21 protein-coding genes and 1 pseudogene are annotated in these 20,313 nt (G+C 35.1%); 5 read left to right on the forward strand and 17 right to left on the reverse strand.

What is annotated here, in order from left to right:
* The first annotated feature begins 1,053 nt into the window (after positions 1–1,053).
* The gene (locus ACIQXF_RS13045; protein WP_402783522.1) at positions 1,054–1,524 is read left to right on the forward strand and encodes a DUF3879 family protein; all 471 of its coding nucleotides are present in this window, start codon (positions 1,054–1,056) and stop codon (positions 1,522–1,524) included.
* Positions 1,525–1,552: 28 nt separating this feature from the next.
* Positions 1,553–2,026: a hypothetical protein gene (locus ACIQXF_RS13050; RefSeq protein WP_402783524.1), complete on the forward strand. Its 474-nt coding sequence runs from the start codon at positions 1,553–1,555 to the stop codon at positions 2,024–2,026.
* A 525-nt stretch (positions 2,027–2,551) separates the two neighbouring features.
* Here ACIQXF_RS13050 and lepB read toward each other — a convergent pair.
* From lepB to ACIQXF_RS13105, 11 genes and pseudogenes are all read right to left on the reverse strand, one after another.
* Positions 2,552–3,109 (reverse strand): signal peptidase I, encoded by a 558-nt coding sequence (lepB, locus tag ACIQXF_RS13055; protein WP_402783526.1) that lies wholly within the window; start codon positions 3,107–3,109, stop codon positions 2,552–2,554.
* Between the two features lie 218 nt (positions 3,110–3,327).
* Entirely contained in the window at positions 3,328–3,498 is a 171-nt protein-coding gene (locus ACIQXF_RS13060) for a hypothetical protein (protein ID WP_402783528.1), read from the reverse strand.
* A gap of 294 nt (positions 3,499–3,792) precedes the next feature.
* On the reverse strand, positions 3,793–4,728 hold the full coding sequence (locus tag ACIQXF_RS13065) for an LCP family glycopolymer transferase (RefSeq protein ID WP_402783530.1): 936 nt from the start codon (positions 4,726–4,728) through the stop codon (positions 3,793–3,795).
* A gap of 432 nt (positions 4,729–5,160) precedes the next feature.
* Positions 5,161–5,412: a sulfite exporter TauE/SafE family protein gene (locus ACIQXF_RS13070; RefSeq protein ID WP_402783532.1), complete on the reverse strand. Its 252-nt coding sequence runs from the start codon at positions 5,410–5,412 to the stop codon at positions 5,161–5,163.
* 638 nt (positions 5,413–6,050) lie between these two features.
* Positions 6,051–6,293, reverse strand: coding sequence for a DUF3888 domain-containing protein (locus ACIQXF_RS13075; RefSeq protein ID WP_402783628.1), 243 nt, complete (start codon positions 6,291–6,293; stop codon positions 6,051–6,053).
* Between the two features lie 390 nt (positions 6,294–6,683).
* Positions 6,684–6,884, reverse strand: a complete 201-nt coding sequence (locus ACIQXF_RS13080) for a GNAT family N-acetyltransferase (protein WP_402783534.1) — start codon at positions 6,882–6,884, stop codon at positions 6,684–6,686.
* The gene (locus ACIQXF_RS13085) at positions 6,877–7,290 is read right to left on the reverse strand and encodes a GNAT family N-acetyltransferase (RefSeq protein WP_402783536.1); all 414 of its coding nucleotides are present in this window, start codon (positions 7,288–7,290) and stop codon (positions 6,877–6,879) included. The genes ACIQXF_RS13080 and ACIQXF_RS13085 overlap by 8 nt, the downstream gene beginning before the upstream one ends.
* Before the next feature lie 502 nt (positions 7,291–7,792).
* The gene (locus ACIQXF_RS13090) at positions 7,793–8,713 is read right to left on the reverse strand and encodes a VanZ family protein (protein ID WP_402783538.1); all 921 of its coding nucleotides are present in this window, start codon (positions 8,711–8,713) and stop codon (positions 7,793–7,795) included.
* Positions 8,714–9,368: 655 nt separating this feature from the next.
* Entirely contained in the window at positions 9,369–9,725 is a 357-nt protein-coding gene (locus tag ACIQXF_RS13095; RefSeq protein WP_402783540.1) for a hypothetical protein, read from the reverse strand.
* 50 nt (positions 9,726–9,775) lie between these two features.
* Positions 9,776–10,210: a MarR family winged helix-turn-helix transcriptional regulator gene (locus tag ACIQXF_RS13100; protein WP_402783542.1), complete on the reverse strand. Its 435-nt coding sequence runs from the start codon at positions 10,208–10,210 to the stop codon at positions 9,776–9,778.
* 27 nt (positions 10,211–10,237) lie between these two features.
* Positions 10,238–10,994: pseudogene (locus tag ACIQXF_RS13105) on the reverse strand (SDR family NAD(P)-dependent oxidoreductase).
* Between the two features lie 463 nt (positions 10,995–11,457).
* Between ACIQXF_RS13105 and ACIQXF_RS13110 the strand changes: the two are divergent.
* From ACIQXF_RS13110 to ACIQXF_RS13120, 3 genes are all read left to right on the forward strand, one after another.
* Entirely contained in the window at positions 11,458–11,769 is a 312-nt protein-coding gene (locus tag ACIQXF_RS13110) for a hypothetical protein (protein ID WP_402783544.1), read from the forward strand.
* 353 nt (positions 11,770–12,122) lie between these two features.
* A complete protein-coding gene (locus ACIQXF_RS13115) occupies positions 12,123–12,902 on the forward strand; it encodes a hypothetical protein (protein WP_402783546.1) in 780 nt (259 codons plus the stop codon).
* A 146-nt stretch (positions 12,903–13,048) separates the two neighbouring features.
* A complete protein-coding gene (locus ACIQXF_RS13120) occupies positions 13,049–13,267 on the forward strand; it encodes a hypothetical protein (RefSeq protein ID WP_402783547.1) in 219 nt (72 codons plus the stop codon).
* Between the two features lie 79 nt (positions 13,268–13,346).
* Here the strand turns inward: ACIQXF_RS13120 and ACIQXF_RS13125 are convergent, their stop codons facing one another.
* From ACIQXF_RS13125 to ACIQXF_RS13150, 6 genes are all read right to left on the reverse strand, one after another.
* Positions 13,347–13,523, reverse strand: coding sequence for a hypothetical protein (locus ACIQXF_RS13125; RefSeq protein WP_402783549.1), 177 nt, complete (start codon positions 13,521–13,523; stop codon positions 13,347–13,349).
* A 29-nt stretch (positions 13,524–13,552) separates the two neighbouring features.
* Positions 13,553–13,753, reverse strand: a complete 201-nt coding sequence (locus ACIQXF_RS13130; protein ID WP_402783551.1) for a hypothetical protein — start codon at positions 13,751–13,753, stop codon at positions 13,553–13,555.
* 112 nt (positions 13,754–13,865) lie between these two features.
* Entirely contained in the window at positions 13,866–14,279 is a 414-nt protein-coding gene (locus ACIQXF_RS13135) for a hypothetical protein (RefSeq protein WP_402783553.1), read from the reverse strand.
* A gap of 617 nt (positions 14,280–14,896) precedes the next feature.
* A complete protein-coding gene (locus tag ACIQXF_RS13140) occupies positions 14,897–16,633 on the reverse strand; it encodes an ABC transporter ATP-binding protein (RefSeq protein ID WP_402783555.1) in 1,737 nt (578 codons plus the stop codon).
* Complete coding sequence (locus ACIQXF_RS13145) at positions 16,630–18,372, reverse strand: ABC transporter ATP-binding protein (RefSeq protein WP_402783557.1); 1,743 nt, start codon at positions 18,370–18,372, stop codon at positions 16,630–16,632. The genes ACIQXF_RS13140 and ACIQXF_RS13145 overlap by 4 nt, the downstream gene beginning before the upstream one ends.
* A 422-nt stretch (positions 18,373–18,794) precedes the next feature.
* The gene (locus tag ACIQXF_RS13150; RefSeq protein WP_402783559.1) at positions 18,795–20,303 is read right to left on the reverse strand and encodes a hypothetical protein; all 1,509 of its coding nucleotides are present in this window, start codon (positions 20,301–20,303) and stop codon (positions 18,795–18,797) included.
* Between the last annotated feature and the right edge of the window lie 10 nt (positions 20,304–20,313).

Below are 20,313 nucleotides of genomic sequence, written 5' to 3' on the forward strand. Positions count from 1 at the left end.
CACGGACACCCTTGCTCTTGGCTAACCTCTACTTCTGTCTTCGGGGTTCGGGACTTGCACCCTATAGTTCATACGCATGCCGGGCGCACATAAAAGAAACTGTTGAAAATTCAACAGTTTGTGTCTACTACCCCGCTTATACGGTATGTACAGCATTACCCGATAACTAAAAAGATAAAATAATTTTGTTGATAGTCTAAAAAAGGTATTCGTTGTTGAACGAATACCTTTTCATGTTGTTGAAAAACTATTATGTCAATGAAATTAAAGTGACTTATTAAATAATTTGTATGACTTTTCGGCAAAAAGAGAGGTTGATTTCCGTTCCGACTGGGCGCTTTCCTGGGGGCGTCCGATGAGCCGCTTCACTCGCGTTGCTCGCTCCAGGGTCTCATCTGTGACGCTAATCCCCCAAGGAGTCGCCAGTCTCCACTCCAATCAACTACTTCACATAGCGTGTACCTTTTTGCATTGTGTTAATTTATAGTAATAAATTGATAGCTCACAATAAATGTTTTATGTACAAAAGGAAACGTTAGAAGCAAATGTTTTCTGTGCGAAAGCGAAGCGACAGCAACAACAAATGCTTTTAAATACTAAAACATAGCATAGTAACAACAGATGTATAATCACATCATTTTTAATTCTATACCGTCCATTTATGGTGAATAGGTAAAGTTCATTTTTGACATACATTAAATTTATAGAAGATCTACGTTATCATTGATTGGAGTGGAAGGCTACTCGACTCCCGTGGGAAAGCGAGACAGGCGAGACCCTGCACGGAGCGTAGCGGAGGAAGCGGCTCGGCGCTCGCCCACAGGAAAGCGAGTAGCCTGGAACGGAAATCACCTCATTTAAGGTGCCTAATATTCACTAAGATTTCCTTGACTATTTTATTTTTCAACACTATGAAAAGGTATTCGTTGTTGAACGAATACCTTTTTACTTAGGAGTTATTTGGATAAAAATTTTACAAAACTTAACATTTTTAACAAGCAGACGATATAATAAGTGAAAATAACATATTTTTGAAATGAAAGGAGAATACAAATGAAGTTAAATTTTTCCGTATCACCAATGAATTTTGCATCCATCAGTAATATTCAACAAACGGTGAAATTTGCCCAAATGAAAGAGCAGGTCGATTCACCACGTTACCCGAATCCATATGAGAACGACCCAAGGAATATTACAAATAAAGACTACAAAAAAATAGTGCCTGTTTCGGATAAAGTGAAACAAGAATTGATGAATGATTTAAAAGAGTCTTTTGAAAAACGTGGAGGCATGTCAGGCGTAAATCCGAAATCTCCAATGATTATTAATAAATACTTAGAAACACTCCCAGCAACAGAGCGTTCTTCTGCTGCCTATACATTAGGGCAATTTAAAATAAATACTGCTGACCGCATTGCTACATTTATTAAAGAAAAAGACTCTACATGGGATTGGGGCAAACCAGTAAAACCTGAAATTCTAGCAGAAGCTTTTAAAAGTCAAAAAATTGATTTTAAAGCATAGTTTATCAAACAATTTTGGGGGTAAAGTAATGAGAAAACACATTTTATTTTTATTGACAGCATCTACAATGCTATTGACAGTTCCCACACCTAGCTTTGCAGCAGAATCAGCACCTCAAATTTCTGAAATAGAGGCTATAGATTCATCTTTAGTACCTTATGCTTCCAATTATTTTTCAGGTAGTACTGGTACGATGAATTCATTAAATGGACAAGAATCAACAGCTTTTAATATCTCTTCAGGTTCAGTACCATCAAATGCAAAAGTGAGTAGTGTAACACTAAATGTGACTGTAAGTAGTGGAAGCGCTCCATTCTACCTACAGGTAAAACATCCAAATGGTGATATAGCACAGGAGTATATTACAGGAAGTGGTAGCAAGTCTGTAACACTTCCTCAATTCAATGATACTGACCCTACTGGTACTTGGAAAGTATCTATTATTTCAACAGGTGTAGTATCGACAGCAACAGCTCGAATGACTGTCAATTACACATATTAAGAAAATAAAACAAAATTATTACTATCCAATATAATCCTAATAGAGCTATCCCAATAGTTAATTAACAAAAAATGACAAAAGGTATTAAGAGTGAACTTCTTGATGTCTTGTCGACAGTCTGGAGGCTGGGGCAAAGGTGTTTCAGCCAACAAAAATACCGAACTATCCAATGAAACGCTCATGAAGTGTTTCGGGATAGTTCGGTTTTTCTAATTATCGTGTTTTATTAATTTAGAGATTATTCGGCTTTATGAAGGAACCAATTAATTATGTCCCAGCCTCTTTAAATCTATCCCGCATAAACCCAGTAATTTATCTGTACCGAAAGCAAAGCGTCAAATAATAAGACTCCCACTTCAAGATGAAGTGAAGCAAAAAATATAAGTGGGAGATCAACTGTAAAAGCCCGATTGAGGCCAACACGATGTTGGTCACACAAGCGTTTCCGCAGGATGATGAGTACATAGCTTGTGTTCATCTACAGCAATCAGTGGATGATGAGGAAAACCCCAACTAATTGAAGTTTCATTTAGGACCCATATGGAAATGCTTAAACGGATATAGTGTTGCTTTAGCTTCACCATAGATAGCATCTTTCGCGATTAAACCATAATGGCGGCTATCGTAACTTTTCAGACGGTTGTCACCAAGTACAAAATACATACCTTCAGGCACTTTTTTCTCTTTGACTAATTGCTCTAAAGTGAAGTTTTCTGTAATGCGTAATTGATTTGGATCTTCTGTTTGACGATTTACATAATCTTCTTTATAAGCTTTGCCATTGACATACAAAACATCGTCCTTCATTTCAACTGTATCACCTGGTAGGCCGATTACTCGTTTAATATATAATTCATCCTCTGTTGGTGATTGAAAGACAATTTGATCAAAGCGTTCAATTTTACTCATTTTACTGACAATAATAATATCCTTATCATGATAAGTTGGGTACATAGAAGCCCCTTGCACTTTAATCGGTGCAAACAAAAATTGCTTACAGCCTAATACAACGATAACCGTAATAACAATAATTTTAAGATAGGATAGTATTTCTTTTTTTAAACTTGTTTTCTCTTCTTGCATACACATTCCCCGATACTGTTTTTTTATCCCGCATTAATAGGCATTAGTGAGAGATCAACTGCCCATAAACGCCCAATTGGTTCAACTAACAATTTATAGTATAACATTTCATACAGTGTATTGACGAATTAATCACACAAATTGTTTCAAGAACACAAAAAATAGACAAAGCTATTTAATAACTTTGCCTAGACGAACTCAATTTTATTGTTTTTCGATTATGAATGGTTATTTAGCGTAGCAGAGTGATGCTGCTCATTCACTAAATCTACTGCTAAGACAATACCTACAGGTAATGCTACTGCTAATAAAATTGTGCCAATAATCATCACAATCACTCCCTCAACCATTTCTAAAACGATTATACACCAAATTTTCTGATATTTCAAATAAAGTTCGAATTAATAAAGATAAAAAAATCATTCAACTAGGCATGCACCCTACCTGAATGATTTTTTTATTTTTTTACATAAAAATTTTTAAACACAATAATTGTAAGTGTCGCATAACTGACCTGACTGGATTTTTTGGTGTTTTACGTTTAGGTACATAGCTTTGCATGCAATTATTGAGAGCTGTATACCTAAGCACCTGGGTCCTCCCATTCATTCATCTCCCTCCCTTCATAGCCAACAGATTTACAGCTACTATACTCAAATAGTTACATTCAACCTCCTTCCAATTTATTTCAAACTTTCTTGTAATTCGGATTGAATTTTTTGTAGTTCTGTCTCATTAGGAATGTAGTACCATATATGGTCAATTCTTTTACCATCGCCCTCTTTAAATGACAGTTGATCAATATTATGATCCATTTTTTTATAAATACTTTGCAGCTGGATTAAATCCTTCATCGTAAAATTCATACGGACATTATCACCTACTACATCCAGCAAATCTGTCGCCTTCAATAAGATAGACGGAGTTTTCGAAGCTTTATTCATAACCGCCTCAATAATTTGTCGTTGGCGAATTTGACGACCAAAATCACCCCGTGGATCCTCATAACGAATACGTGAAAAAATCAGCGCCTCGTCGCCGCTTAAAGTTATCTCACCCTTTGGAAACTTGTAGGAGTCATAGGTTAAATCCATGTCATTATCAATAGTTACACCACCAATGGTATCGATAATTTGTAGAAAGCCCTCCATATTAATAAACACATAATAATCGATTGGAATATCTAAGAAATGCTTCACCGTATCCACCGCCATAGGGACGCCTCCAAATGCATAGGCATGATTAATTTTATCGACGGAGTCATGACCTATAATCTCTGTACGAGTATCTCGGGGTATACTAAGCATCTTCATCGTTTGTTTTTCTGGATTAACCGTTATGACAATCATCGTGTCTGAACGTCCACTATCGTCTTTACGCTCATCCACTCCCAGCATTAACACAGAAAACGGATCTTTTTTTGTAACTATTTTTTGCTCAATATCCGCATTTTCTGTCGTTTCAATTAATGGTGTATTTATTTTATTCATCGTTTTCTGGATTGTATAATAAGCATTACCTATAAAAATTAAAAAAATTACTGATAAGCTACCTACTATCCAAAGCCAAATTTTCTTCTTGCTGTTTTTTTCCTTAGTTCGTTTCATGTTTTTTTCCATACATAAGTCCTTTCGTACTCACCAAATTTACCCCTCTTTTTGACGTTTTAAGTTGGAAAAAAGTCTACATAATCTATTTTATGCATATTGAACGAAAAAAAGACGTACACTAGTATTTACTAAATGTACGTCAAACTATTCCTTAATACAGCAAATGTTCGAGACAGATATTACAGGATCTTGAGCATTTTTGTAGAGTTCCTAAGTATTAAGGCTATATACCAAAGCAAACCACCACGTTTACTTTTCTGTTTACAAAACAAAAGCCGTTTTACCCTGTAATATTAAAAACAAGTAAATGTACATGATAGTTTATTACATCATAACTTGTTTAAAATGTTGCATATATTATAAAAATGTACATTACTAAATTCAATTTTAGTGGTGTACGTTTTTTATTTTGCTTTCAATTCTATTGATTTAATAAATGGTTTAATAATTTATACCTGTAATGGAGTATGCGGCAAAAGCTTTCCAGTCGATTTCACGCCAACAGGCATTAACCCTTGAAATATTCGCCATTACAGCAACAACTGCCATGATGGGGACGGCTTGTTTTGGACCAAATGTAAAGACAAGAACAGGCAATAACATGATGGATGACCCTGTCCCTATAACGCCGCTTACAACCCCGGCTATCAATCCTACAAATAATACAAATAATACAAATAAATATCCTCCCAACCACAACACTCCCTAGAATTTTATTAAATTTGTTTCAATAAATCTAATTACCCCTTCCAAACTCAAAACAGCTAAACGATCTTCTACTATAGTACCCGTTAGAAAAATACTCAAATAACTATACAAATAATTCCTGCAATCAAAGGTAGTACATCATTTAATCTACATTTTTTGTGTTAAAAAACTTTATAATTTTAACTCGAGCCAATAAAGTTTACAATACCATATTCAAATAACCAGCTCCGTTAGCACAATAAGGAAAAGAGCTGTCTAAAACAGCTCAATCAGCTTCAGGTAAAGCCTCCGTTAGTTTAAGTGCGATTCTTTCTTTTTGTACTTCAAAACAGAACCCGTTACGCTCATGGCGAATGTATTCGAAATGAGAATTTTATCGAAGTAAAAAAGTAAACTGCCCTGTTCAATAAAAAAAAGAGGCTGGGACAAAAAGAAAAATGTTAGACCGATTTTATTTCGACCTAACATTTTTTTGATTTAGGAAGGAACACTCTACTCATTGAAGCGAAAAAGTTATTATCTATTTTCGCTATTTTTTAAAATAATCGAGTTCTGTCCCAGCCTCAGTGATCTTCAAGTAAAGCACCCCGTTAGTTGAATAGGGTAGAAAGCTTTATAATGAATTACTTTTGAATATTTTTTACTGAAACCCCTTCTGTTGTTACAAGAAAGGTTAATGTAATAGGACCCTCAGGTGGATTAAAAGGACCTGTATACGTATCATATTTTACTTTCACTGTAAAATCATACTGAGAATATCCACCAGTTAATCGTTTAATTTCTAATATTTCTGCATCCCAAAGTGCATAACTACGACTTGGATATTCCTTATTAATTACTTTCCTTGCATACGGGTCTAATAACACCAATAATACATCATAAAAATCGGAATGTATTTCTTCAGCACTGACATTCTCTGCTATCTGTGGTCATTTCCAAGTTAAAACAGATGTTAAACTAATTAATAACAATAAAAATATTACTGATATCTTTTTCATCTAATCACCTACCTTTTTAAAAGGTAGTATTTGCTTTAGGTAAAGCAATATTCTTGTTCAACTGCTTCGTTAGTCAATAAGAGAAAAGAGCTGCATACGCAACTCAACGATCTTCAAGTAAAGCCCCCGTTACTTTAAGTACAATATTTCACAATCTTTCTTTTGGAATAAGAAAAAGGCCCCCTTCATCTTGAAAATTTGCACCCATAGGCTAAATAATTAAATAAATTCTTTAAATACGCTTTTTTTAATTTCGTTCTATTCTGTATAAATAATACTAAAGTAAACATCATCTCTACTTAACCCTGATGAATCAATATAATTTGCTCTAAATATACCTTCTTCAGTAGCTCCCAACTTTTTAATTGCATTTTGTGAACGAGTGTTTTCTATATCTGCACTAAACTGTACTCTTCTAAAATTCATAACTTCAAATGCGTATTTCAATAGTTCATTCATATTTACAAGCTATATTTAATCCAGTTCCTCTAAAATGTTTGCCATACCAAGTCCACCCAATTTCTAAACGCTTATTGTCAAATTGGATATGACCATATCTTGTTAATCCAGCAATTTCATTTGTCCTCTTATCAATCACTAAAAAAGGATATGAATTACCTAATCTTCTTTGATTAACTGTATCATCTATGTACTTTTTTAAATCCTCATCATTTTTACATTCTACTGAAAAATATAGGTCTTCGTCATAAATGATCTGTTTTAATTGGTCTTTGCATGCTTCTTCAAATGGCACTAATTTTACTCGATGATTTTCTAATATTATTTGTTGTTCGTAAAATTTCCCCTTCATTTTGAATTCCCCTTCTTCTTCTCTTCTAATTTTAATTTTACCATAAAAATCCAATATCATTATTAAACTATCCTGCCCCGTTAGTAAAAGAAGCGATTGCTATAATTGAACTATTATTACCTTATACCGCTAATTTAAGAAGAAAAAAAGCTACCTATGCAACTCAATGATCTTCAAGTAAAGCACCCCGTTAGCCATCCATGTCGTGTACAATTAACACTACACCACAGAAAATGAAAGATGATTACGTTCTTTAATGGGAGTTGAAGAAGAAAATTTCGATCAATGTAGTTCTAATCCCAATAATTAAAGATTATCTCTCCAATTCTTTCAGGCCCCAATAAGCTATTTGTTCCAATTCATCACTATTCAATTCATTGTCATTATGTACAATACTGTTGCTTTGAAATAAAGTTTAATCAAAATGGATTCTTATCCAGCAGGTTTAAGCTTTGATTTTATAAAAAAGTTTAACTATTTTCTATTTGTCTGCACTAACAGTCGTGCCATATTTGTTGAAAACATTGCAAAGCAAGCCCCTTATAATGTTAATTCTTCACTCCCACCAATGCTTCATTTCACTGAATCCAACGTCCCATAGTTTAGCTTTCCCGGAAACGACAATCGTAATTTCGTTTACCTTAACAAAAAATGGTAAGATTAAATGTTCTGCCCCATTATTATATTGGTCATTGTACTGAGCTCTTACTTTTCCATCTGCCAGTATAGTGACTTCTCCCTTGAAATCACCATTGTCTGGAATGCCAAAATAAGAATAGAGTGTTATATCTTTCTTGTTCCCTAAGACGTAAGTGTATGATTTGCTTTTATCCCCTTCACTGTTATACACGTTCATTTTAGGTTCTATTTTCTTGCCTGCTACAGTGAAACTTGGAAGATTCTCAGCCATAGGCATGGTTCCATTCATTTCTTTCACATCGTGTAATGCTTGAATAGGGCTTTCTCTTGTCGCTACAACATAATTGATAGTTTCTGAGACCACGATTACCCCAACTAGAAGAACACCAATAGATAGAGCCGAAGCAATAAGTTTTTTGCAAGAAATTTTTGAAGAAAATCCAACCCTATAGGCGATAAAACCTATCGCTGCACCTAGTGTATTGGATATAACATCATCTACATCAAAGCTGCCAAGATAAGTTAAAGCCTGCAGCGATTCCAGACCGAGAATCGTCAAGACAAACAAGGATATGAACTTCCCAAAACTGGAACGATACAACAAAGGAATTACTACTCCAAAAGGGATAAAAGCAGCAATGTTTCCAAATTGGAATAACCATGAAAAAGTTGGTTCTGGAAATCGAAGAGGAACTTTTTCAGGAACAAGCATAAATGTATATCCATAATCGCTGGTTGAATGATCTACTCTATTAAAAGCAAAGAACAAAAAATATAAAATTAAAATTGTATATAAAATGGTGCCTGCAATAATGAATTTCCGTAATTTCACTTCCATAATCTCTCCTTAATTTCGGCATAATTTACAATAAATCTTATCATACTAAAATATCAATTTTCGTTTTATTGTAAACTTAATATCCCAGCTAACGCTAATCCCAATATTTTTGTTGATTTCATAATATTTTTCCTCCTGTAATTGCAAGTTTAAATTTGTTTTACTTCCTTGCTATAACTGAAGTATAGTAGATAAATCTTAAGAATCTCTTATTATAGCTCTTAAGAAAATATAAATATTATTAGTATCAAAAATGAGATAGCGAGTCATTAAGCTTATGTGCATTGTTAAGTACCACAGAACAGCTTTCAGGTTGGTATTCAGAGCAAATACACACCTTCCACAAAAGAAGTGGTGTCGCAGTTGAGCGTGGCATAACGAAGTGCTGTGCTAATAGAGTGCTTGCTACAAGCTTTATGAGCAACGATAGCAACCGTAGCACTTCTTATAAGCATATAACGAGCTATTGAGGGCTGATAGTGGAGCTGAGGAATCATTGACACATGTTGTCTGATTGGAGCAACAGAGCCATGTGGAAGCTACAAGAGTGATTGAGGAAGCATAACAAAAGGACTTGCATATATGAAGATTAATCATAAACGCAAGTCCTGTTCTTATTAATCTAAAGTACCCGTTAATTGAAGAAATTATCTAATTAAAAATCTTTATTCCATTCATCATCTAAAATGACACCTCTTTCATCGATATAACTCATAGCAAATGAACCGTGTTGTAATTTATCCTCGCTTTTTAGAAAAGCTATGAATTCATTTAAGATTTGTTCGTCATCTTCACTCTTTTTGCGAGTGACTATAATACGAATAATCGGTGCAACATCAAACTCTTTATAACCTTTAGGATTAAGAGGGTCGATACCTAATTCTTGCCCGATAATATCATTGGTAAAGGAAACGAAGAAATCAGTTGTTTCTCCAAAATTCTTTTTAATAAAAGGACGTATTTCACTTTCTAAGTCATTTGCCCATTTATCCGCAATGTAAGTGTCCACCATTTGATTTGTTTCAGCATCAAAATAAAAAACTATGAAACGGCTTTTTTTATCTATTCGTTTTTATCTTGTATTCCTTGCACTAATTTTTCTTGAATCAGCAAATATTGCGCAATTTCTTCATCATTCAATGTTTCAAAAAGCTGCATAAAAACCTCTTGTCCAATTGATTGAGCTTTTATTAAAGCTTTTTCACCCTCATTCGTAATTTGTAAGCGAATTGTTCGACGGTCAGATGGATCATACAGTCTTTCTGCTAACTCAAGCTTTACTAATTTTTCAGCAATACTCGTCATTGCACCTTTTGTATAACCAATAGTTTCGGCTAACACGGCTTGCTTTTGCGGACCTTTCAAGTGTAACTCATTTAATACTAATATCGGTGAAATACCTAATGGATAGGGGAAAGCTTTCGTAAAACGAATGATATTGGCATTATTCACCTGTTCAATCATATGAATGAGTTTAAAAATATTTGTCTGTTTCAAAAAAATCCTCCTCGAACACCCGAGAAATTAGTGAAGCATTATTGAACCCCCGTCTACCATAATAGTTTGACCAGTGATATATTGAGAATCAGCCGAAGCTAAGAAAACAGCTACACGTCCAATATCTTCTTCAATATCACCAAAGCGACCTAATGGGATTTTATTTTTAACCGCTTCATAATACTCAGGCTGTGCTTTTGCCCACGCTTGTACACCTGGTGTATTGGCAAGCGGACTAATGATATTTACATTAATACCAAAACGTCCCCATTCATTTGCTGCAACGCGTGAAATACCACGAATTGCTTCTTTAGCGGCTGCATATGCCGCTTGTGTTTCATGCCCCTGTAGGCCTGCACCAGATGCAAAGTTAATAACATTTCCTTTTGTTTCTTTTAAATATGGTAATGCGGCTTGCATTAAATAAAACGTTGGATAAAATCCAGTGCCTAATGATAAATCAAGATCAGCCTGTGTTGTTTCTTCTATTGTTACTTGTTTAGATACGTGAGCGTTATTAACTAGCACATCTAGTTTACCGTATTTTTCTACAACTGTATCGATAATTTTTGGCAAATTATCACGATCCATTAAATTTGCTTGTAAAAACATTGACTTTGGAGAAATCTGTTGTAGTTCTTTTTCTGTAGCTTTCCCCATCTCTTCATTCAGGTCAACAATTGTGACGATAGCTCCTTCTTTCACTATCGCTTTAGCCATTCCGCTACCAATACCACCAGCACCGCCAGTAATAATTTACGATTTTATCTTGCAATTTACTCATAGATAAGCATCTCCTTATCGTTAATTCGTAATTAGTTTAACATTAAACTAATTACAACTAAACTAAATTACTCATCATTCAATTGCGTCGATAACCAGATAGCTGCAGTTATTGGCTTGTGTCGAAAATGCTAAAAATATACCATTCTCTACTTTATATAGGTACAAGGTGGATAGTTAACTTGTTTAACAGATTCAAAATGTAAATCATTCAGATTCCATTTTCAAAGCCCACCAATCGCCAATTACCATTTTTACACGTTTATTCTACACAATCATTAGGCTTTTTTCATTGAAATACTTTTTTATTTTACAAAGAATAACGTGTCAACTTTTTATTCTACAAGAATAGACTGTAATAGCTAGCTAAATCACTTTCGAGAAAGGAGTTGGTTACAATAGGTGCTAAATGGATAAAAATTTCAGTCTTGTACCTCGTGATTGTTTTGGCTTTTGGACTCTTTATGCATTATACAGTTGAACTTCAATGGAAAGCGACACATGCTCACATTGGTGTGTTAGGTTGGCTGACAACTGGCTTTATAGGGTTGATTTATTCTATTTATAAAGATGCAGCCGAAACAGGGCTGGCCAAAGCTCAATTTTGGTTTTACAATATTGGATTACCGTTCCTCTTAGTTGGTATGATGATGGTTTATATAGATGTACCACGCTGGTTATTTGAGCTCTTTGTATCTGGTGGCGGTATTGCTGTAGCATTTTCAGTACTATTATTTTTAGTCAATGTCTTTAAACATGTAAGAAGTTCATCTTAAATAGAAAGCCCCACTTTACTCTGTAAAATTAAAGACAAGTGAATGTATTATAAAAGTAATATCAAGAGGTTGTCTTTAATGTCGCACATTACATTGAATGATTAGTACATCACTTATATATAGTGGTGTACTTTTACTGTACAAAAGAATGCTTAAAGTCCATTAAAGTATAAATGTCAAAATAACAATGTATATATACAAGTGTGTGAATAATTACAACTTAACATGGAGCCTCTACTCGCATGATTCGGTAGCCAAAACCCAGCTATATCAAGGGCTGGCTAACCAGTTAAGGCTATCATGCTCGCCACTCCATGTAAAGGTGTATTATACAAAGGAAATCAAAAATGTACTTGGTTAAACAAGCGTTTTTGTACATATTTATTTCGACGTTTAAAATTAAAGTTAATGAGGATATTAAACATTACTTTAAAGCTATTCCAAAAGGTCGTGACAAAGAAGAACCGTATTTCATCACTACTGAAACTATGAAGATTCTTGCTAAGGTCCGCAAAATGCTGCTTGAACATTATAATGGTGTGACAATACCAAGTGTTAAATATGGCAAAAAGAGTCGGATTCATCTATTTAAAGAACCCAAGCCTTATTTCTTTCAGTATCATAATAGTGCATTAGATCATAAAGCCATTGCATCCCGCCTGCGTTTTTTATTACACGGACTTATTTTTGAGACTCAAAAAGGAAAAACAGTTATAGTGAATACACACTTATTGCGGCACGCTTTTGCCACCGAAGCTGTCCAACGGCACAACGAACCAACCGATATAGTAGCAAAAACATTACATCAACTAGATTTAAATATAACGGGCTATTACTCGGAACCAACACAGAGCCAAGTAACTCAACAAGTTAGTGAATATCACGATATTATTATGGATTATATAGATATAGATGAAGCTGTATTGCGTAGTCCCAAAGAGCTTCAACAGGAATTCAGAGAATATAAAGAAAATGTGGGCGTTCTAAATAATGTAATTGTTGGAGTTTGTGTAACCAATATGGTGTGTCCTACTAAAATGGCCTGTTTAGGTTGCCAAGCTAAAATCCCCCGAAAAGAAACACGAGTTGGAGGAGGTTATCGAATTATCGAGAGATATGAAGAAGCGATTTAGTGCAATGAATTTGCCAATCTGAATCCAAATTAGGAGGAAAAATTTAAAGAGGTAGCCAACTCAGTAAAATAAAAATTCTAAAAGTGAGCAGCCAGTAATTTATACAGTATTTTTTATATTGCATTTGATGATATAGCCCAAAAATTGTGAATACAACAATGTATAAATTACTGTATATAATAACTAGTGATTCAAACGAAAAGGCAGTAATGACAAGGGTGGCCCTTTATCTAGTAGGTTTTACATTCTTCGGTACATTTTCGGAAACATCTGCTAGTGTTTTAGGTGCTATGGCAAAGGCTAGTATTGAAGGGGGTTCAGGTAATGTGGATGACTTCATTGCAAAAGGTAATAGTAGCTTTTAGATAAGCAATAGATTGACATTCAATATCTTTCTAAAAGAAAAAGTGGATCCCATTTAACGGATCCACCTTTCTTTTTCCTTTAGGAATTAGCTCCTGCTATAACCCAGATAGAAATGTTAACAGAAATAATAATTAGCAGAAGTGTGAAAATTAGATACTTATCATCTTTTTTCTTCTCTTTTTTAAAGAATAAAATTATTAAATTCAACACAATTCCAAGACCGCCAAGTATTTTTGCAAGTAGGAACACAGACACCTTTTTTCTCTCCTTTAATTACTAACTTTTTAACATTGTGAACCTGTCCAGATAGGCGTATCAAAAGACCATCTTATATAAATTCCACATCCATTTGCACTAGCAAATGTTAACGCACCCGCTCCAATACCAAGTAAGCCGGCAGCAATTCCCACAGCAATCCCCGCAGGAGGGTTTATAGCCACAGTTATTACAGCTGCAATTGTTACCATCCCTGCTGCAATTGTCAATAAACCTATAATTTTAGTAGTAATACAACTATCGAAGTACGTATCATAACCATAAAAACGATCTTCGTACTTATTTGTTCCTCCACAAGAAGCAGCATAAGTAGAGATACCATTAACTGCTTCTTTTATTAATCTTTTCTATATCACTTTTTGTTGAATTTATGAGTTCCTTAGAAACTCCCTTTTTTTCAGATTCTATTTCATCAAATTGAATTTGATTTCCAACGAAACTTAATAAGGGTGAAATTTCCAGAACGTCTTTGGTTATTTTATTATATTCTTTAATTTTTTCTTTTGCTTCTTTTATCTTATCGGATGAAATACCATTATCAATTGCTTTTTGCTGATTTAAAACAAGAAATTCCCCATCCACTCCAACGGCTCCAACGAATATTTCATCTAATTGGAGAACTTGTACCAATGCACTTGAGTATTCATAATTAACTTTATTGCTTTCTGCAAAAACATTTCCCACCATACTAAAAATTAAGACTAATGATACGAAAGAGGTAAATAATTTTTTCATTGATTTCTTCCTTTCTTTAGCGATTTTAATTAAAAAAGGCTGTGTCTTATTTTGCAGTATATTTATGTAGGGTCTAGGAGTTTATGGACTTCTGTGTAAATGAAATATATTCCATTTACACAATAAATCATAACAAATATTGGTATAATATACACTGTTTTAAAGAAAACAGTCTTTTGTATCTATAAATCCATAATATTAATAAGTACAAAGGTTCGTGTTTTAAATTATAATCTGACGTATAAGCAAAAAGAGAATAGTAAGAATGTCAAACCTACCCTCAATAATGATAATGAAATGGATTATCGTAAAGTAAAACCAAATCGAAATGTTGATAATGCACAAAGAAAATACATGAAGTTATCGAAAAGGAACTGATGCAACGGTTGATCCTTGCTGTACAAAAAGGATAGATGAATACAGGTATTTTAATCCTGTTCATCTATCCTCTCTTTTGCCTTATAAAATGTGTGACATTTTATTTGCTTACTTAATTGTAAATGATTTTAAACATTTTCTTGACTTTTAATAATTTTTTATAAAGCGGGGCTTCTTTCATACTATTCAATTGAATTAGAAACATCTATTAATCATCTTGGAGACAACCATTCAAATGATTATTGTTGCAATGAATTAGCCTGCATTTGATACATCTTCTCGTAAATACCGCCCTCTTCTAATAGCTCATCGTGTGTACCACGCTCTACAATCTTACCTTGATCTAATACAAGAATACGATCTGCATTTTTAATAGTGGAAAGTCGGTGAGCGATGATGAATGTTGTACGACCTTTTTTCAGCACATCCATCGCATGCTGAATAATCTCCTCTGTTTCCGTATCAATATTCGAAGTAGCTTCATCTAATATTAAAATAGCAGGGTCAAAGGCAAGAGCACGCGCAAAGGAAATTAGCTGGCGCTGCCCAGATGACAATGTGCTACCCTTCTCAATAACCGGCTCATCATAGCCATTTGGCAAGTTCGCTAATACACGCTCCCCACCAACCGCCTTTAATGAATCTTCTATCTTTTCGCGTGAAATTTTAGGATTATTTAGACTAACATTTGAAGCAATGGTTCCTGTAAATAAGTATGGGTCCTGAAGAACAATACCCATATGTTCACGCATTGTTTGACGCGGAACCGACGTAATATCAACCCCGTCAATCGTAATTTTACCTCTAGATGGATCATAGAAGCGGAACAATAAGTTCATAATGGAACTTTTCCCAGACCCTGTATGACCTACTAAGGCAATTGTTTCACCTTGGTGTGCTTCAAATGATAGATTTTTCAATACATATTCATCATTTTTATAGGCAAAGGAAACATCTTCGAACACCACATTTCCTTTATATCTAGGTAAACTTTTTTCAGATACTGGCTCTCCATTAGTATCTAACACCTCAAAGACACGCTTTCCTGCAACAAGCGAGCGCTCAAGCTGTGAAAATTGATTGACGATATTTGTTATTGGATTAAATAATTTTGTTAAATAATCGACAAAGGCATATAATGTCCCCGCAGAAATAACTTCCGTTGCTGTAAATGACTGCGTACCAAAGTAAAAAATAAAGATAGTAAACATAGTCAGTCTTAATGTATTAACAAGGTTAAAGGAAGTTGCAGAATCAAGGAAAAGAAGCTTGCGTTCATAGGCATAATGCTCATTATTCATATCATCAAATTCCTTCGTCATTTGCTGCTCACGACGGAATGCTTGAATAATCGTCATCCCTTGAATCGATTCATTAATCATTGCGTTAATATCGGCAATTTTTGTTCTGATAACATCATTATATTTCGAAGCAACTTTACGGTATAAAATCATCCATAAATAAACGACTGGAACCATAGTCAATGCCAGGAATGCCATTTTCCAGTTTAAAATGAAAAGTGCGATATATACGCCCACAATAGAAATAAAGCTCGTAGCGAAGTTGGACAGTACCTGAACATATAAATTACGAACAGCCTCGGTATCATTCGTTACACGGGCTACAATTTTCCCTGCTGGTAAATTATCGAAGTATTGAATTGGCAATGTTTGAATATGGCCAAATACATCCTTACGTAATTTTTGTACAACACGGTTGGCACCCATTTGTAAATAAATATACATAAAATATCGTAAAACAGCTGTAGCTATCGCTAAAAGTAAATATACAAGTAATAGCCAAGTGATTGGTTTTAATTCAATGCGGCCAATTGTCATGTAATTATCAATGATGTGCTTCGCAATAAACGGCCCAACAAGCTCCGTAAAAACGGCGATTGTTAAGAAAAATAATCCAAGTAGTATCGGTTTTTTAAAATACATTGCATAGCGTGTTAAACGTTGACTCGTACTCATGAGGCACCTCCTTCTAGCTGCTGACGGTCAAATTGCTCTTTATACCATCCTTGTTGTGAAAGAAGCTGCTCATGTGTTCCCTGCTCTACAATTTGGCCTTCATCAAGCACGATAATTAAATCGGCATGCTGAATTCCTGATAAACGATGCGTTGTAATAATCGTCGTTTTATCTTGTCGTTCGCGCTGTATATTTTCAATAATTTTTGCTTCTGTCTTAGCATCTACGGCAGAAAGCGAGTCATCAAGCATTAAAATTTCAGGGTCTTTAATAAGAGCACGTGCTATTGACACGCGTTGCTTTTGTCCACCCGAAAGTGATACACCCTTCTCTCCAACAAGCGTCTCTAGACCCATCGGTAAATTATCTAAATCTTTTTCAAAGTATGCTGCACGAACCGCCTGCTGTAATTCAGCCTGTGTAGCATCTTCTTTCCCAAACAAAATATTTTCACGAATAGTACGTGAGAATAGAACATGATCCTGTGGCACATAGCCAATCCAGTCGAGTAACTGCTCTTTCGTTTGTGCAGTAATATCGACCCCATCAATCGATAGCTGTCCCCCACCGATTGGATACTCGCGTAATAATTGTCGCAGGAAAGTCGTTTTTCCCGCTCCCGTTTTACCAACAATCCCAAGTGTCTGACCTTTCTTCAACGACAACGAAATTTGCTGGAGGTTTTTCACCTGACTCATCGGATATTGGAATGTTAAATCATCAAAGCCAATCGCACTTGGTGTCGCAATCATCTGTGGATTCGTAATATTTTGAACATCCGCTTCATAGTTAAGCGTTTCTTGTACACGATCAAGAGAAGCGTTACCTTGTTGCATCACATTAATAAGTTCTCCAATGGCAAATATTGGCCAGACAGCTAGCCCTAAGTAAACATTGAATGTTACAAGCTGCCCAACTGTCATTGCCTCAGTCGCAACTAAATGGGCACCGTAGCCAAGTGCTACAACATAACTAATTCCAGTACCGATCTTTGTAATCGGTCCAAATAAGGCGTTAATTTTTGCGGTATGCATGTTTTTTTCATACACAACCTCACTCATATCTGCAAAACTTGCCTCATCCTTTTTTTCTTGCACATATGCACGTACAACTCGCACACCTGCAACGGACTCTAAAACACTATCATTCAGCTCTCCGAAAACATCCTGTGCCTTCATATAGCGTTCGTGTACAATTTTCCCTAAATATTGAATAAGGATGGCCATTATCGGTACAGGTAGCATTGCAAAAAATGTAAGCTTCCACGAAATCATAAAACCCATGGCAAAAATAATACAACCCATATAGATTGTGGAATCAATCAGGGTCATAATCCCAAAGCCAGCAGTTAGTGACACTGCGTTTAAATCATTTGTTGCACGAGCCATTAAATCTCCAGTGCGATTTTTTTCATAAAACGTTGGCGTCATACGCAGGAAATGCTGCATGAGGTTCCGACGTAAAATTTTCTCTAGGTTAATAGCCCCTTCAAATAATCTGAATTGCCACACAAAATTAAGGACATATCCACCAAATATGATACAAACGAAAATCAAAATATACTTCGTTAAAAGAGCTGTTGTCATTTCTCCAGCAGTCAAGATATCAATAATTGAACCAAGTAAATACGGTGGAACAACTTCTAAACCACTGGCAACCATTAATAATATAATGGCCACTGTATATTGCTTCCAGTATTTCTTGAAAAACCAACTTAATTTACTTAAAACATCAAACATACATTATAACCTTCTTTCTCCAGTGCTGTTGAGCCTTGCTACCCACTATCTAGAAATTCCTTTTTGAAAATCATCTTTTGTACTGTGTTTCGCATACTACATACACTCCCTTTTTTTGTAATCACTACAACTTTTTTGCAACAAAAAGACACATACCCCAAAAAAGAGCATGTGTCTCTTTATAAAAGGCAAGGTGTAACCCATGCCTTTTATTGCAATATAAAATACAACGTTAGGCATGAACAATGTATGCAGATGTGCTTTGATTTGAAACTGATAAAATTAACATTGTCATGCCCTCCTTCGCTTAATTTGTTATAGTGTTCTTGAAGGTTATCACACTATAGAAATATTTGTCAACTACCATACTGTTATTTTTTTCGTTTTTTAGGAAATAATTAGCGCTTTAAAGCAATGAAATGCTACTTTATGACCTCAAAAGCTAATCGAATAGCAGGCATCGCTGAACCAGGATGATCAGTGGAATAGGTTAATTGCGGAATTAATGTCATATCTGTTTCCTTTTCCTGTTGCTTATAAATCCCAGGATATAAATCTATTAAATGGTATCCTATATCCCCTGTTGCAATCACATCAAACGTTAAATCACCTTGGCTATTAAAAGCACACAAATAACCTGTATAGGCATTATCATACGTTAGATAATAGGCGTTATCAAACTCAGTCCAGCCACCACCTTTAATGGTAATGGTAATTTTTGTACCAACTGGACCTGATTTTGGGGAGAAATCCACGATTGAAGGTAAGATTCGCAAATATGCCTGACCATAGACTTTTCCTTCTACAGCCAAATCTAGACGATGAGGTATACCTCCTAAATCATCAGGCACTTTAAAGTCATGCTTTAAATCCCCTTTTTCATCCGTTTTAACTTTTCCTAATACTGTTGTTTCCTCTCCAAAGCCATTACCACTAACGCGACTTCCTTTCATTGTATTCCAAATAAGCTCTATTTCCGTCTCCTTTGGTAAACCTGAAGATGTCAGTGTCATAGGTTCATCTACAATTCCCTCATTTTTACTTAGCTCAACCTTTACACCTTCTGCTTGTTTTAGTTTTGGCATCTCAGCACCATTAGATGCTGCAACTGGTACTACTTCGACATGATTGGTAATAGTTGGTGCAACACCATCAGTAATTGTAAACATGAAATCTGGTGCTGGTTTGTCTGGATATGGTGACTGTAAATAATTAATATACTGCATACCTAAGTACCCTGTACGAAGACGAATAGCATGTTCACCAACAGATCCAGCCGCACGAATTTTTGCTTCTGCTGTTCCGTTCGTTGAAATTCCAGTAATTAGTCCTGTATATTTATTATCATACGTTAATTGCCAATTACGCATATATGTGCTCCATCCAAGACCCTCCATTTTGATGGTGATTTCTGTACCTACAGGGCCAGATTTAGGCTCCATAACAAAGGATGGATCTACAGTGTAACCAACTTGTCCAATTTTTTTATCTTCCTGCTTAACCCATAATGTAAAATCCCCACCAAAGCCTTCAGGTACAGTAAACTTTCCAGACCATTTCCCTGTCGAATCTGCGGTACCTTGCTGTAAAATGATTTCTTTTTCTGTAAACTTTGGTCCAATGACCGCATACAAATCCTCAATGACATACTCTCCACTTATAGAATTCCACACTAATTCAACTGGCTGATTTGCTTGTAAATTCGTTACATCAAATGTAACCTCATCTCGGACAAAACCACGGGATTTAGATAATGTAATATTGTTTAGTAATTTTTCTTGCGTTGTTTCTTGTTTTTCGCCGTTGTCGTTAACTGATGATGTCTGCTGTTCATTAATAGCTTGCTCCTCTTTATCAGAACAAGCTATTAACATTAAACTCATCATGACAACAATGGTGAGCAAAGGCGTTTTTAATTTACGCTGCTTCATAAAAACCCTC

The sequence above is a fragment of the Lysinibacillus sp. NPDC097231 genome, from assembly GCF_044761885.1.
Lineage (GTDB): Bacteria > Bacillota > Bacilli > Bacillales_A > Planococcaceae > Lysinibacillus.

Bases quoted from the DNA above. Each gene is read 5' to 3' on its own strand.
- ACIQXF_RS13045 (WP_402783522.1), top strand. From the start codon at position 1,054: ATGAAGTTAAATTTTTCCGTATCACCAATGAATTTTGCATCCATCAGT.
- ACIQXF_RS13050 (WP_402783524.1), top strand. From the start codon at position 1,553: ATGAGAAAACACATTTTATTTTTATTGACAGCATCTACAATGCTATTG.
- lepB (WP_402783526.1), bottom strand. From the start codon at position 3,109: ATGCAAGAAGAGAAAACAAGTTTAAAAAAAGAAATACTATCCTATCTT.
- ACIQXF_RS13065 (WP_402783530.1), bottom strand. From the start codon at position 4,728: ATGGAAAAAAACATGAAACGAACTAAGGAAAAAAACAGCAAGAAGAAA.
- ACIQXF_RS13080 (WP_402783534.1), bottom strand. From the start codon at position 6,884: ATGAATGAACTATTGAAATACGCATTTGAAGTTATGAATTTTAGAAGA.
- ACIQXF_RS13090 (WP_402783538.1), bottom strand. From the start codon at position 8,713: ATGGAAGTGAAATTACGGAAATTCATTATTGCAGGCACCATTTTATAT.
- ACIQXF_RS13095 (WP_402783540.1), bottom strand. From the start codon at position 9,725: ATGGTGGACACTTACATTGCGGATAAATGGGCAAATGACTTAGAAAGT.
- ACIQXF_RS13110 (WP_402783544.1), top strand. From the start codon at position 11,458: ATGCATTATACAGTTGAACTTCAATGGAAAGCGACACATGCTCACATT.
- ACIQXF_RS13135 (WP_402783553.1), bottom strand. From the start codon at position 14,279: ATGAAAAAATTATTTACCTCTTTCGTATCATTAGTCTTAATTTTTAGT.
- ACIQXF_RS13140 (WP_402783555.1), bottom strand. From the start codon at position 16,633: ATGAGTACGAGTCAACGTTTAACACGCTATGCAATGTATTTTAAAAAA.
- ACIQXF_RS13145 (WP_402783557.1), bottom strand. From the start codon at position 18,372: ATGTTTGATGTTTTAAGTAAATTAAGTTGGTTTTTCAAGAAATACTGG.
- ACIQXF_RS13150 (WP_402783559.1), bottom strand. From the start codon at position 20,303: ATGAAGCAGCGTAAATTAAAAACGCCTTTGCTCACCATTGTTGTCATG.